Source organism: Oribacterium sinus, assembly GCF_963537195.1.
Taxonomy (GTDB): Bacteria; Bacillota; Clostridia; order Lachnospirales; family Lachnospiraceae; genus Oribacterium; species Oribacterium sinus_A.
Genome location: NZ_CAUTEG010000059.1, coordinates 1 through 14,316, shown reverse-complemented (window position 1 = coordinate 14,316; position 14,316 = coordinate 1). Strand labels below are relative to the sequence as shown.

The 14,316-nt window shown below is 43.3% G+C and carries 12 protein-coding genes; all 12 read left to right on the top strand.

Annotation, left to right across the window (positions count from 1 at the left end; genetic code table 11):
* Positions 1-832, top strand: an 832-nt coding sequence (locus RYL27_RS07655) for a VanW family protein (RefSeq protein ID WP_314966340.1), incomplete at its 5' end; no start/stop codon positions are given.
* A gap of 226 nt (positions 833-1,058) precedes the next feature.
* A complete protein-coding gene (gene nifJ / locus RYL27_RS07650; protein WP_183684042.1) occupies positions 1,059-4,595 on the top strand; it encodes a pyruvate:ferredoxin (flavodoxin) oxidoreductase in 3,537 nt (1,178 codons plus the stop codon).
* 182 nt (positions 4,596-4,777) lie between these two features.
* Positions 4,778-6,100, top strand: coding sequence for a ribosome biogenesis GTPase Der (der, locus tag RYL27_RS07645; RefSeq protein ID WP_007156078.1), 1,323 nt, complete (start codon positions 4,778-4,780; stop codon positions 6,098-6,100).
* A gap of 5 nt (positions 6,101-6,105) precedes the next feature.
* Positions 6,106-6,753, top strand: coding sequence for a glycerol-3-phosphate 1-O-acyltransferase PlsY (plsY, locus tag RYL27_RS07640; RefSeq protein ID WP_314966337.1), 648 nt, complete (start codon positions 6,106-6,108; stop codon positions 6,751-6,753).
* A gap of 89 nt (positions 6,754-6,842) precedes the next feature.
* On the top strand, positions 6,843-7,847 hold the full coding sequence (locus RYL27_RS07635) for an NAD(P)H-dependent glycerol-3-phosphate dehydrogenase (protein WP_314966335.1): 1,005 nt from the start codon (positions 6,843-6,845) through the stop codon (positions 7,845-7,847).
* 144 nt (positions 7,848-7,991) lie between these two features.
* Positions 7,992-9,197 (top strand): ABC transporter substrate-binding protein, encoded by a 1,206-nt coding sequence (locus RYL27_RS07630; RefSeq protein WP_314966333.1) that lies wholly within the window; start codon positions 7,992-7,994, stop codon positions 9,195-9,197.
* A 166-nt stretch (positions 9,198-9,363) separates the two neighbouring features.
* Positions 9,364-10,245 (top strand): branched-chain amino acid ABC transporter permease, encoded by an 882-nt coding sequence (locus RYL27_RS07625; protein WP_304071369.1) that lies wholly within the window; start codon positions 9,364-9,366, stop codon positions 10,243-10,245.
* A gap of 1 nt (position 10,246) precedes the next feature.
* Positions 10,247-11,305 (top strand): branched-chain amino acid ABC transporter permease, encoded by a 1,059-nt coding sequence (locus tag RYL27_RS07620; RefSeq protein WP_314966331.1) that lies wholly within the window; start codon positions 10,247-10,249, stop codon positions 11,303-11,305.
* Positions 11,302-12,060 carry an ABC transporter ATP-binding protein gene (locus RYL27_RS07615; protein ID WP_314344371.1) on the top strand — a complete coding sequence of 253 codons (759 nt, stop codon included), beginning with the start codon at positions 11,302-11,304 and terminating at the stop codon, positions 12,058-12,060. The genes RYL27_RS07620 and RYL27_RS07615 overlap by 4 nt, the downstream gene beginning before the upstream one ends.
* 2 nt (positions 12,061-12,062) lie before the next feature.
* A complete protein-coding gene (locus RYL27_RS07610; RefSeq protein WP_183684035.1) occupies positions 12,063-12,776 on the top strand; it encodes an ABC transporter ATP-binding protein in 714 nt (237 codons plus the stop codon).
* Between the two features lie 2 nt (positions 12,777-12,778).
* Positions 12,779-13,336, top strand: a complete 558-nt coding sequence (locus tag RYL27_RS07605) for a hypothetical protein (protein ID WP_308579470.1) — start codon at positions 12,779-12,781, stop codon at positions 13,334-13,336.
* 25 nt (positions 13,337-13,361) lie between these two features.
* A complete protein-coding gene (locus RYL27_RS07600; protein ID WP_314966328.1) occupies positions 13,362-14,300 on the top strand; it encodes an alpha/beta hydrolase in 939 nt (312 codons plus the stop codon).
* Positions 14,301-14,316 lie beyond the last annotated feature (16 nt).

The window sequence follows — 14,316 nt, the reverse complement described above, 5'->3', positions numbered from 1 at the left end:
AAATACCAATGTTCGTCTTGCGGCAGAGGCGGTAAACGGTACTGTTCTTCAGCCCGGAGAGGAGTTTTCCTTTAACGGTGTAGTAGGGCAGAGAACTGCAGAAAAGGGCTATAAGGCGGCTGCGGCTTATAATCAGGGAGAAGTTGTAGAAGAGGTAGGAGGAGGAATCTGCCAGATTTCTTCCACTCTATACAATGCGGTATTCCGCTCCGGATTAACCACGACCTATCGCAGATCCCACACCTTTGCCCCTAACTATGTAACTCCGGGTACGGATGCTACGGTATCTTGGCCGGGACCGGATTTTAAGTTTGTGAATGATTCCAAGCATGCCATCGGTATTCGTGCCTGGTATTCCAACCAAACCGCTACAGTACAGATCTACGGAATTCCTGTACTTCCCAGCGGAGTGAAGTGGGAATTGGAATCCGAGAAGATTAAAGACCTTCCCGTTCCGGCAGTGCAGGTAATTACTCCACAGCAGGGTAAGGAGAGCAACGGTTCCGCCGGTTCCGAATGGCAGGCCTATAAGATTATTACTAAGGACGGCAAGACTGAGAAGGTAAAAGATCATTATGTCAGCTATAAGGGACATACTCCTAAGAAGTACAGTGCAAATGCTGTAGAAAGCAGTAGTGCAGCGGAAAGCACGGCAGCAAGCAGTGCGGCAAGCACGGAAAGTAAGGCTTCAGAGACCAAGGCACAGGAGAGTAAAACCCAGAGTACCACAAAGACTTCTGAGAATCCTGTTGTTTCCAATGACGGACCTGTAGGGAATAACAGTGTTCCCACTACGGAAGCGGATGTTATTTCCGGCGGTCCCGGAACCTAAGGTTTACGGCAGCTTTGAATTTTTTGGCAATTGTCAAGGAATTCAAGGCTGCTTTTTTCTTTAAAAAGCGAAAAAATACTTGTGAAAAAAATAGCTATTGTACTAAATCAAAAACGGTAAGCGTTTTCCTTGATTTTAGCATGGGGATAGATTAGTATTCCCTTGTATGATTTCCCTAAAAGGGGAAAGGTAGAGGTTTTGTTTATTTCAGTTTAGGAGGAAACTTATGGCAAGAAAAATGAAGACCATGGACGGTAATCAGGCTGCTGCTCATGCGTCCTATGCGTTCTCAGAGGTCGCTGCGATTTTCCCAATTACTCCTTCTTCCGTTATGCCTGAGCATATGGATGAGTGGGCAACAGAGGGAAGACAGAATATTTTAGGGGAGACTGTTCAGGTTACTGAGATGCAGTCTGAGGCAGGTGCTGCAGGTGCTGTGCATGGTGCTTTAGCTGCCGGCGCTTTAACTACTACATTTACAGCATCTCAGGGTCTTTTATTGATGATTCCTGATATTTATAAGGTTGCCGGAGAGCAGCTTCCCGGTGTATTTGATGTTTCTGCAAGAGCTGTTGCCAGCCACGCCCTTTCCATCTTCGGTGATCACTCCGACGTTATGGCTTGTCGTCAGACCGGTGCCGCTTTACTTTGTGAGTCTTCCGTTCAGGAAGTTATGGACTTAACTCCTGTAGCTCACCTTGCAGCATTAAAGGGACGTATTCCTTTCATCAACTTCTTTGACGGATTCCGTACTTCCCATGAGATTCAGAAGATTGAAGAGTGGGATTACGAAGACTTGAAGGATATGGTGGATTGGGAGTATGTAGATGCATTCCGTCAGAACGCATTAAACCCGAATCACCCTGTAGAGAGAGGTTCCGCTCAGAACCCTGATATTTTCTTCCAGGCAAGAGAGGCTTCCAACCCTTATTATGATGCACTTCCTGCTATCGTTCAGGAGTACATGGACAAGGTTAATAAGAAGATCGGAACCAATTATCAGCTCTTTAACTACTATGGAGCTCCGGATGCAGAGCACGTAATTATTGCTATGGGTTCTGTAAACGAGACCATTGAAGAGACCATCGATTATTTGGCTGAGAAGGAAGGCAGAAAGCTTGGACTTATCAAGGTTAGACTGTATCGTCCATTTGCTGTTGACGCTTTCTTAAAGGCTATTCCAAAGACAGTAAAGACTATTTCCGTATTGGACCGTACAAAGGAGCCCGGATCTATCGGTGAACCTTTATACTTAGACGTTGTAGCTGCTCTTTCCACCAGCGAGTTTAAGAATGTAACCGTTCTTTCCGGACGTTACGGCTTAGGTTCCAAGGATACTACTCCTGCACAGATCGTAGCTGTATACAACAATACCGATAAGAAGAGATTTACCATCGGTATCAACGATGATGTAACTCACCTTTCCTTACAGGAAGGACCATCCATCGTTACCACTCCAAAGGGAACTGTAAACTGTAAGTTCTGGGGACTGGGAGCAGACGGTACTGTTGGTGCGAATAAGAACTCCATCAAGATTATCGGAGATAACACAGATAAGTACGCACAGGCTTACTTTGATTATGACTCCAAGAAGTCCGGCGGTGTTACCATGTCTCACCTTCGTTTTGGAGATCAGCCGATTAAGTCCACATACCTGATTAAGAGAGCTAACTTCGTAGCTTGTCACAATCCTTCCTACATGACCAAGTTCAACATGGTTCAGGAGCTTGTAGACGGCGGAACCTTCTTATTGAACTGTACTTGGTCCAAGGATGAGGTGGAGAATCACATCCCCGGACAGGTTAAGAAGTATATGGCTGACCACAATATCAAGTTCTACATCATCAACGGTGTTAAGATTGGTATTGAGACAGGAATGGGACCAACCCGTATCAACACCATCCTTCAGTCCGCATTCTTTACTTTAACCGGAATCATCCCTAAGGAGCAGGCTAACAAGTTAATGAAGGATGCCGCTCAGAAGACCTACGGTCGTAAGGGTGAGGACGTTGTAAAGAAGAACTGGGCAGCTATCGATGCCGGTGCAAATGCCTTCGAAGAAGTAGAAGTAAAGAAGGAATGGAGCAACTGTGCCGATGAGGGACTTGAGTTCAAGACCAAGACGGCCGGAAGAAAGGATGTTTTGGATTTCGTAAACAATATCCAGAACTATGTTTCCGCACAGGAAGGAAACAATCTTCCCGTTTCCGCATTTGCTGATTATGTAGACGGTTCTACTCCTGTAGGATCTGCTGCTTATGAGAAGCGTGGTATTGCCGTAAACGTTCCTGCATGGAACCCTGATAACTGTATCCAGTGTAACTTCTGTTCTTATGTATGTCCTCACGCAGCAATTCGTGCATTTGCATACACCGAGGATGAGGCAGCTAAGGCTCCGGAAGCAGATCAGCAGAAGGCTATGAACGGAATGCCTAACTACAAGTTCGGTATTAAGGTTTCCGTATTAGACTGTGTTGGTTGCGGATCCTGCGCAAACGTTTGTCCCGGAATGAAGGGCGAGAAGGCTCTTGTAATGTCCCCAATCGAGGATAACCTGGATCGCCAGAAGTACTTCGATTACGCTGTTGAGCTTCCTGAGAAGCAGGAAGTTATTGCGAAGTTTAAGGAGACTACCGTTAAGGGATCTCAGTTTAAGAAGCCACTCTTCGAGTTCTCCGGCGCATGTCCCGGATGTGGAGAGACTCCTTATGCGAAGTTAATTACCCAGCTCTTCGGAGAGAGAATGTACATCAGTAACGCAACCGGATGTTCTTCTATCTGGGGTAACTCTTCTCCATCCACTCCTTACACCGTAAATGCTAAGGGACAGGGTCCTGCATGGGATAACTCTCTCTTTGAGGATAATGCGGAGTTTGGATACGGAATGCTTTTGGCACAGAATGCTATCCGTGACAGATTAAAGAAGCAGGTTGAGAAGCTTGTAGAAGAAAATAAGGATGCCGCTCTTGTAGAGGCAGCTAAGGAATATTTGGATACCTTCTCCATCGGTGCTACAAATGGAACAGCTACAGATAAGTTAGTGGCAGCATTGTCCGGTAAGACGGATGCGGTTGCTGTAGATTTATTAAAGAACAAAGACTTCCTTTCCAAGAAGAGCCAGTGGATCTTCGGTGGAGACGGTTGGGCTTATGATATCGGTTTCGGTGGACTTGACCACGTTCTTGCTTCCGGTAAGGACATCAACGTAATGGTATTCGATACCGAGGTTTACTCCAACACAGGTGGACAGTCTTCCAAGGCTACTCCTACCGGTGCAGTAGCACAGTTTGCTGCCGGCGGTAAGGAGACTAAGAAGAAGGATCTTGCAGGAATTGCTATGTCCTACGGCTATGTATATGTAGCACATATTGCTATGGGTGCTGATATGGCCCAGACTGTTAAGGCAATTTCCGAGGCTGAGGCTTATCCGGGACCATCCTTAATCATCGCTTATTCTCCATGTATCAACCATGGTATTAAGAAGGGCATGGCTAAGGCACAGACAGAAGAGAAGCTGGCTGTAGAGGCTGGATATTGGAACAACTTCATTTACAACCCACTTGGTGGAGACAAGAAGTTTACCTTGAATTCCAAGGAGCCTAACTTCGAATCTTATCAGGAATTCTTAAAGGGCGAAGTTCGTTACTTATCTCTTTCCCTTAAGAATCCGGAGCGCGCAAAGGCTTTAGATCTGCAGAACGAGCAGGAAGCTAGAGAGCGTTATGAGAAGCTGAAGAAGATGGTTGATCTGTACAATAACTAATGTACAGAAGGCAAGAATTTTAGCTTTTGCCGAAGAAGCTTGCTGGAAATAAAATGTTGTTTATTGTATACGGCATAGAGGAAGTATAAAAAGAGGAGAGGCTTAGGCCTTTCCTCTTTTCTTATAGGAGAAAAAATGGTAAAATATCTCCATTTGTTGTAGGAATTTATGGGAGGGGCAAATTGAGAAAAGTTATAGTAGCAGTGGTCGGAAGACCGAATGTGGGAAAGTCCACCCTTTTTAATACGATTGCCGGAAAGCAGATTTCCATTGTTCAGGATACTCCGGGAGTAACCAGAGACCGTATTTATGCGGAGGGAAACTGGTTGAATTATTATTTTACCATGGTGGATACCGGAGGTATCGAACCGATTTCCGATGATGTGTTATTAAAGCAGATGCGATCTCAAGCGGAATTAGCCATTGAAACTGCGGATGTGATTATTTTTGTCACAGATGTAAAGTCCGGCGTAGTGGATGCGGATTATGAGGTGGCAGAGATGCTTCGCCGTTCCAAAAAGCCTATTGTTCTTTGTGTAAACAAGGTGGACAGCATCAAAAAGTATGGTAATGATATTTATGAGTTCTACCAGCTGGGACTGGGAGAACCCTTCCCGGTATCCGCTGCCAACCACTTAGGGCTGGGAGACCTTTTGGATGAGGTGGTAAAGCATTTTCCAAAGGAAGGACTGGAAGAGGAAGAGGACGGTACTTTGAAAATTGCTCTTATCGGAAAGCCAAACGTGGGAAAAAGCTCTTTAACCAATAAGCTTTTGGGAGAAAATCGTGTTATTGTATCGGACATAGCCGGCACCACCAGAGATGCTATTGATACGGAAGTGACCTATAACGGTACACCCTATATCTTTATTGATACCGCCGGTCTGAGAAGAAAGGGGAAGGTAACGGAAGATATTGAGCGCTATTCCGTGATCCGAACCGTTGCCGCAGTGGACAGGGCTGATATTTGTATAGTTTTGATTGATGCCGTAGAGGGAATTACCGATGGGGATACCCGCATTGCCGGTATTGCCCATGAATCCGGAAAGGGTGTTATTATTGCCGTCAATAAGTGGGATTTGGTGGAGAAGAACGATAAAACCATGCAGGAATTTACAAAGCAGCTGAAAGAGAAATTTGCTTACATGGACTATGCGGAGTATCTCTTTATTTCTGCGGAAACCGGACAGAGAATTCATAAGATTTATGAATTGGTGAATATGATTCACGACAATCAGGTAATGCGGATTAAAACCGGTGTTTTAAATGAAATTCTGGCAAGAGCAACAGCCATGAAACAGCCCCCCTCCGATAAGGGAAAGAGATTAAAGCTTTTCTATATTACCCAGGCTTCCGTTGCGCCTCCCACCTTTGTAATCTTTGTTAATGACAGGGAGCTGATGCATTTTTCCTATACCAGATATATTGAAAATCAAATTCGAGAAAATTTCGGCTTTAGAGGAACCCCTATTCGCTTTATTATCCGGGAAAGAGGAGAAGATTAATTGTCATGAGTATACTTCAACTTTGTGTTTGCTTTATCCTTGGGTATATTTTCGGAAATATACCCAATGGATATCTCTATGCGAAATCTCAGGGAGTAGATATTTATCATCAGGGCTCAGGCAATCCGGGAAGTACCAATGTTTTACGAACCTTGGGGAAAAGAGCCGGCATCACGGTTCTTTTAATGGATATTGCGAAATGTATGGTTCCTATATTTCTGATGATTTTATTTTGGAAGCCGGCAAATGAAGATCAGAAAACCTTGATTTTAATGCTTACCGGTATTGGAGCCATTCTGGGACATAATTTCCCTATCCTCCCCGGGGTAAAGGGAGGTAAAGGTGTGGCTTGCACCGGCGCTTTGTTGATTGCTTTGGCTCCCTTATATACCCTGGGACTTTTATGCTTTTTTATCCTGATTGTTTTAACAACGAAATATGTCAGCTTAGGCTCTGTTCTTTCCGTTTATGTCTTCTTTTTATCCGTGCTTCTTATGGGAAAATCGGGAATTCTTTTTCCGTTTTCGGAAGCTATTTATCTGCCCATGTGCGGATTAAGTCTTTTTTTGGCCTTACTTTGTTTGTTTCAGCATAGAGAAAATGTGAAACGATTATTGAATGGTACGGAAAATAAGTTCGGGAAGAAAAAATAAAGGAGCATAAAGCGTATTTTGTAACAATAAGCTTTTTCTTTAACGAGGATTTCTCAATATAAAAATTTATTTACATTAAAGGAGTCTTTATGAAGATTGCCATTCTGGGAATAGGAACCTGGGGTTCCGCCTTGGCTATAACGCTAAGAAAAAACAATCACAGCTTAAGCTTATGGACCTATTCTAAAGAAGAGGAAGCAGAACTGAAAAAGACCAGAGAACCGAAGAATCTTCCCGGCACAAGCTTTGCTGATGATATCGAGATTACTTCTTCTTTGGATAGGGCACTAAAGGATAAGGAAATGGTTATTTTCGCGGTACCTTCTTTGTTTACCCGTTCTGTTGCGGAGCAGGTAAGGGACTACATTCAAAAAGAGCAGATTCTTTTAACGGTATCAAAGGGTATAGAAGAAAAGTCTTTGCTTACCATGTCCCAGATCTTGGAAGAGATTTTTCCGGAAAATCCTGTGGCGGTTCTTTCCGGTCCCTCTCATGCGGAGGAAGTTTCCCGCTTCCTGCCTACCACCATTGTTTGTGCTGCCAAAGAAGAAAGTTGTGCGAAAACCATCCAAAAAACTTTCCAATCCGACAGCTTTCGTGTGTATATCAATAAGGATGTTCTGGGAGTAGAAATCGGTGCGGCTTTGAAGAATGTCATAGCCCTGGCCGCCGGAATTGCAGACGGTTTAGGCTACGGAGACAATACCAAGGCTGCACTGATTACCAGAGGTATTGCGGAAATTGCCAGACTGGGACAGGCGATGGGAGGGCATTTGGAAACCTTTGCCGGGCTTTCCGGAATCGGAGATCTGATTGTAACCTGTGCCTCCAAGCATTCCAGAAATCGTAAGGCAGGCTTCCTGATTGGAGAAGGACTAAGCTACGAAGAGGCCATGAAGGAAGTGGGCCAGGTGGTAGAAGGCGTTTACGCTGCCAAGGCTGCCTTAGCCTTAGGCGCAAAGTATGGTGTAGATCTGCCCATAGTTCATGAAGTAAACAGGGTATTATTTGAGGGAAAGAACCCGAAGCAGGCTGTAATGGACCTTATGCTTAGGGACAGTCGGGCGGAAAGTCCGGGGGTCAGCTTTCCATAGTATACTATTTATGACAGATATTACTTTTGGTTATATCTGTCTCTTTTTTTATGTTAAATTGTTATAAAAAGAATTGACAAGAAAAGAACTTCTCCCTATAATACGGAAAGTATTTTACTGATAGTGAAATAAGGGAGGATTAACATGAAAAAACAATTATCTATGGTTTTAGCCGCTTTGATGGCAGCATCTTTAGTAGCCTGCGGAGGCGCAAGCGGAGAGAAGAAAGCTACAGAAGCGGAATCCAAGGCAAATGCTGAGAGTTCCGGATCCGAGAAGAGCGGATTAACTTGGAAAATCGGCGGACAGGGACCTTTAACCGGCGGCGCTGCTGTATATGGTAATGCCGTAGTAAACGGTGCTGAAATTGCTATTGATGAGATTAACGCTAATGGCGGAATCAACGGATACCAGATTGAATACAAGAAGGCTGACGATGAGCATGATCAGGAAAAGGCTATCAATGCTTATAACAGCTTAAAGGACTGGGGAATGCAGTTCCTTGTAGGACCGACTACCAGTGCTCCTGCAATCGCAGTAGGAACGGAAGCGGAAGGGGACAATATGTTCGTTCTTTCTCCCTCCGGATCCGCAGTGGAAGTTACCGCTCCTAAGAATGTATTCCGTGTATGCTTCTCCGATCCTGCACAGGGTGCGAAGTCCGCAGAATATATTGCCGGTCATAACTTAGGAAAGAAGATTGGAATAATCTATGATTCCTCTGATGTTTATTCTTCCGGAGTACATGATTCTTTCGTCGCAGAGGCACCAAAGCAGAATCTTGAAATTGTTGCGGATGAGCAGTTTACTGCAGATTCCAACAAGGACTTCTCTACTCAGTTACAGAAGATGAAGGATTCAGGAGCTGATCTTGTCTTCCTTCCTTTCTACTATACCGAGGCTGCATTGGTTCTTACTCAGGCTAACACCATGGGATACAAGCCTACATTCTTCGGATGTGATGGTATGGATGGTATCTTGAATGTTGAAAATTTTGACACTTCTTTAGCAGAAGGCTTAATGCTTTTAACTCCATTTGCTGCCGATGCAAAGGATGATTTAACCGTTAACTTTGTAAAGAACTACAAGGAAAAGTATAAAGAGACTCCGATTCAGTTCGCAGCAGATGCTTATGACGCAGTATATGCTATTAAGGCAGCTGTAGAGAAGGCCGGCTTGACTCCTGATCAGAGTGTTTCCGATTTAGGTACTGCAATGGAGAAGGCTATGACAGAGATTAGCCTGGATGGACTTACCGGTACCGGCATGAAGTGGAATGAGGCCGGAGACGTGGATAAGGAGCCTAAGGCTGTCATTATCAAGGACGGAGCTTACGTATCTGCCGAATAATGATTGTCTTATAAATGGAAGACTACAGGCTCTGCCTGAATCTTTAGTTAAGAAGTCGTTATACACCGGAAGTCAAAGGCTTCGCCTGGGCCACCGGTAAGAATTATGGAAAGGGCAATGCTGAGGCTTGCCCTTTCTATTTACATCAAGAGAAAGTGAGAAAAAGATGAGTTTTATTTCCTATCTTTTAAACGGAATCAGTTTGGGCTCGGTGTATGCCATCATTGCCCTAGGTTATACCATGGTTTACGGCATTGCAAAAATGCTGAATTTTGCCCATGGAGATATTTTGATGGTGGGAGGCTATGCCGCTTTTCTCGCTTTTAACCAGATGGGATTGGGTATTCCCTTATCTATTCTTTTTAGTATGGCAATCTGTACCGCCCTTGGCGTTTTAGTGGAAAGGGTAGCTTATAAGCCCCTTCGTTCAGCCAATTCTCTGGCTGTATTGATTACCGCCATCGGTGTGTCTTATCTTTTACAAAATCTTGCTTTATTGCTTTTCGGAGCAAATCCCAAAAGCTTCCAGTCCTTTGTAAAGCTTCCTGCTTTGAAGCTGGCAGGAGGACAGTTGGTGATTTCCGGAGAAACTATGGTCACTATTTTGGTGGGAATTTTAGTTGCTGTTGTTTTATTACTGTTTATCCATAAAACCAAGGCGGGACAAGCTATGCTTGCGGTTTCCGAGGACAAGGGTGCAGCCACTTTGATGGGGGTTAATGTAAACGGTACCATTGCTCTTACCTTTGCCATTGGTTCCGCTTTGGCCAGTGTGGCAGGAATTCTTCTATGCTCCGCTTATCCTACCCTTACTCCCACCACAGGTGCTATGCCCGGTATTAAAGCCTTTGTGGCTGCCGTATTGGGAGGAATCGGCTCTATTCCCGGAGCATTTATCGGCGGAATTTTACTCGGCGTTCTTGAAAACCTGTCCAAGGCCTATATTTCTTCCAAACTGTCGGACGCTATTGTTTTTTCCGTATTGATTATTGTATTGCTCATTAAACCAAGCGGAATTTTAGGAAAGAAGATTATGGAGAAGGTGTAAGATGAAGAATGTACAAATGAACAAAATCAAAGATATTTTTTTGAATTACGGAGTCATTCTTATCGTGTACTTTGTTGTTCAGCTGTTCCTAAAATCCGGTTCCGTAAGTTCCCTAATGAAGGGACTCTTGGTTCCTCTGTGTATTTATTCTATTTTGGCCATAAGCCTAAACCTTGTGGTGGGTATCTCCGGAGAATTGTCTCTGGGACATGCGGGCTTTATGTGCGTAGGAGCTTTCTTCTCCGCCAGCTGTTCCATGCTTTTAAAAGGAAGCGCTCTTCCTCCTATGCTTATTTTCTTTATCGCCCTGTGCATTGGTGCTATTTCAGCCGGATTCTTCGGCTTTTTAATCGGTATTCCGGTTTTAAGACTGAAAGGAGACTATTTGGCCATCGTAACCTTGGCCTTCGGAGAAATTATCAAAAACATTATTAATGCTCTGTATTTTGGGGTGGATAAGAATGGTTGGCATTTTTCCTTAAAGGACGGTACAGCTGTTGCTTTGGGAGAAGGGGGAAAGTGGATCATTAAAGGTGCACAGGGAATCACCGGTACGCCTAAGTACAGTAACTTTACCGTAGGAATAGTTCTTCTTTTATTGTCTATGCTCTTTATCCAGCATTTTATTCATTCCAGAACAGGAAGAGCGGTTATGGCGATTCGAGATAATCGTATTGCGGCGGAAAGTATTGCGTTACCCGCTTCAAAGCTGAAGTTACTTTGCTTTACGATTTCTGCGGCCATCGCGGGAATTGCCGGAGTACTGTATGCCCATAATTTAAGCTCTTTACAAGCTTTGCCAAAAAACTTCGGATACAATCAGTCTATTATGATTTTGGTATTTGTAGTTTTAGGAGGAATTGGCAATATGCGCGGCTCCATCTTGGCAGCTGTTGTTCTGACTTTGCTTCCTGAGCTTCTTCGTTCCTTAAACGACTACAGAATGTTGATTTATGCCGTTGTTTTGATTGTGATGATGCTATTTACTTCCGCCCCCGGCTTTATTGCTTTTCGGGAGAATATTCTTCATCGTTTGTTCCGTAAGGAGGTGAATGCATGAGTCTTTTAGAAGTGAACGCCTTAGGCATTTCCTTTGGAGGTCTGAAGGCGGTAGATCAGTTCCATATCTCTATTGAAAAAAAAGAGTTGTACGGTTTAATCGGACCTAACGGTGCAGGGAAAACCACAGTATTTAACCTGCTTACCGGAGTTTACCAGCCCAACACAGGAGAAATTCTTTTAAATGGAAAAAATATTGTAGGGAGCTCCTGTATTGAGATTAACAAAAAAGGAATTGCCAGAACCTTTCAGAATATTCGATTATTCGATAAACTGACAGTATTGGACAATGTAAAGGCAGGATTTTTCCAGGAAAATTCCTATTCCTTTATCGAAGGGATTTTTAGACTTCCCCGGTATTTTCAAAAAGAAAAGGAAATGTCGGATAGAGCTCTGGACTTATTGTCTGTTTTTCATCTGGAAGAGCATGCTTTGGACTTGGCGGGAAATCTTCCCTACGGAAAACAAAGAAAGCTGGAAATTGCAAGAGCTCTGGCAACCAATCCTTCCTTACTTTTATTGGATGAGCCTGCGGCGGGAATGAATCCCAATGAGACGGAAGAATTGATGGATACCATAAGGCTGGTTCGCGATCGTTTTGATATGACCATTTTATTGATTGAACATGATATGAAGCTGGTATCCGGCATCTGTGATCGCCTTACCGTACTGAACTTCGGGCAAGTCCTTACAGAAGGGAAGACCCAGGAAGTATTGCATGACGAAAAGGTTATCAAGGCTTATTTAGGAGAGTAATTATGGAACAAATTTTAGAGGTAAAGAATCTTCATGTACATTATGGGATGATTCATGCCATTAAGGGCTTGGATTTCCATGTGAACAAAGGAGAAATCGTAACCTTAATCGGAGCCAACGGCGCCGGAAAAACCAGTACCCTGCAAACGATTACCGGTTTAATTCCCCATTCCCAGGGAGAAATCATTTATAGAGGGGAAAATGTCAGTAAGCTTCCCGGATACAAGCTGGTTTCCAAGGGACTTGCTCATGTTCCGGAGGGAAGAAGAGTTTTTGCCAGCCTTACGGTATACCAAAATCTGATGCTGGGAGCCTATACCAGAAAGGACTCAAAGGAAATTGAAGAAAGCCTGAATATGATTTATCATCATTTTCCCCGTCTTTTGGAAAGAAAAAATCAGGTAGCCGGAACCCTTTCCGGAGGCGAACAGCAGATGCTGGCTATGGGAAGAGCCTTAATGTCAAAGCCGGAGATGATTTTACTGGATGAACCATCCATGGGACTTTCTCCCATTTACGTAAACGAAATCTTTGATATTATTCAAAAGATTCATGAGTCCGGGGTAACCGTACTCTTGGTAGAGCAAAATGCCAACAAGGCTTTAATGATTGCAGACAGAGCTTATGTATTGGAAACCGGAAACATTCGATTAGAAGGAAAAGCCGGAGACTTACTTTCCGATCCTCAGGTAAGAGCGGCTTATTTATCGGAATAATTATGCCCAGAAAACAATTTATGGCTTATCTCAAGGTCTTATTGCTTCTTTTCCTATTTCTGAGTCTTGTCAGCTTTGGCCTACACAGGCATTGGAAAAATGCTCTAAAAAGCTATGAGGAGAACAGGAATAGCAGAGAAGAAGTTCAGGAGCCCCTTTCCCTGCTTCCCAGTGAAGAGGATGAGGAGGAGCCGGATTCCGACAGCTATCTTCGTTTTCAAAATGAATTTCAGCTATTGAATCAGATAGAAGAGGATGAAAGCTGGCAGAAAAACCTCTCTCTGCGAAGACGATATGAAAAAATCGGAGAACTCTACGATAAAGAAATGCAGCGTCTGGTAAGCTATTACAGCAGAAATATCACCGGAAATGAGAGGGAAAACTTTTTTGCCGAGCAAAGTGTGTTTTTGAGTCAAAGAAGCATGGAGAGTAAAAAAGAGCTAAGCATGGAGAAAACCGGTGTAGAGGAAAATATTGACTACTTAAAAAAATATATTCAGCTGACAAAGGCTAGGTGTTCTGTTTTATTGGAGAAGATTTTTGAAGATCAGGACGGCTAGTCCTTTTCGTTAAAAGGAGCAAATTATGATAATTAAAAATATTAATATATCTATCCTTGCTGTGATTTTTATCAGTATTTTAATTTTATTTTTAGCTTTTGTCTCTATGCTTGGCAAAAATATATTCTACGGTGAAGGACAAAGCCTGGAAGAGTCGATGGAATGGCAAAGAGAACATTATGATACTTCCTTTTATAATGGTTTGCAAAAAGAAGAGTTTACTGTTAAAAGCTATGATTCTTATGTGCTCCATGGAGAAATTTTAAAGAACCCGACCCCTTCTTCTAAATATGTTATTATAAGTCATGGTTATAAGGATACTCAATATGGAAGTTTAAAGTATGCCTCTATCTATCTTTCCTTAGGCTATAATTGTATTATTTATGATTTACGAGGGCATGGAGCAAATGAAAGTACTTTTTGTAGCTACAGTGTGAGGGAAGGAAAGGATTTGGCGGAAATAGTACATTTTTTTCAGGCAAAACTGGGAAGGAATGCGGAGATTGGCTTGCATGGAGAATCTCTTGGAGCTGCCACAACAATTGCCTCATTGAAAGATGTACAAAATGTTTCCTTCGCTGTAGCTGACTGCGGTTTTTCCGATATCGAAAATGTTTTGGAGGAAATCTGGCGATACAGTCACATTCCAACAGCTATCGGCCCGGTTATGAACCAATATGCCAAGCTTCATTTCGGTATTCCTATTTCCGCCATCCGCCCCATCGACTCTTTGGCAAAAAATCAGGTGCCTATCCTTTTTATCCATGGAGAAGATGACCAATACATTTTGCCGGCAAACAGTGAAAGAATGTATGAAGCTACCAAGGGGAAGAGAGATTTGTTGTTGGTACCAAAGGCAGGTCATGCGGAATCGGTTTTTGTAAACAAAAGCCTCTATACAGAAAAGCTGAAAGACTTTTTGTCCTGTAGGTTTGTCAAACATATGTTACACCCCACTGAATAAATTCCTTTAGGATGGT

Excerpts from the sequence above, each read along its gene's own strand:
- nifJ (WP_183684042.1), top strand. The coding sequence starts at position 1,059 with ATGGCAAGAAAAATGAAGACCATGGACGGTAATCAGGCTGCTGCTCAT.
- RYL27_RS07615 (WP_314344371.1), top strand. The coding sequence starts at position 11,302 with ATGAGTCTTTTAGAAGTGAACGCCTTAGGCATTTCCTTTGGAGGTCTG.
- RYL27_RS07610 (WP_183684035.1), top strand. The coding sequence starts at position 12,063 with ATGGAACAAATTTTAGAGGTAAAGAATCTTCATGTACATTATGGGATG.
- RYL27_RS07620 (WP_314966331.1), top strand. The coding sequence starts at position 10,247 with ATGAAGAATGTACAAATGAACAAAATCAAAGATATTTTTTTGAATTAC.
- RYL27_RS07605 (WP_308579470.1), top strand. The coding sequence starts at position 12,779 with ATGCCCAGAAAACAATTTATGGCTTATCTCAAGGTCTTATTGCTTCTT.
- RYL27_RS07625 (WP_304071369.1), top strand. The coding sequence starts at position 9,364 with ATGAGTTTTATTTCCTATCTTTTAAACGGAATCAGTTTGGGCTCGGTG.
- RYL27_RS07630 (WP_314966333.1), top strand. The coding sequence starts at position 7,992 with ATGAAAAAACAATTATCTATGGTTTTAGCCGCTTTGATGGCAGCATCT.
- RYL27_RS07635 (WP_314966335.1), top strand. The coding sequence starts at position 6,843 with ATGAAGATTGCCATTCTGGGAATAGGAACCTGGGGTTCCGCCTTGGCT.
- plsY (WP_314966337.1), top strand. The coding sequence starts at position 6,106 with ATGAGTATACTTCAACTTTGTGTTTGCTTTATCCTTGGGTATATTTTC.
- RYL27_RS07600 (WP_314966328.1), top strand. The coding sequence starts at position 13,362 with ATGATAATTAAAAATATTAATATATCTATCCTTGCTGTGATTTTTATC.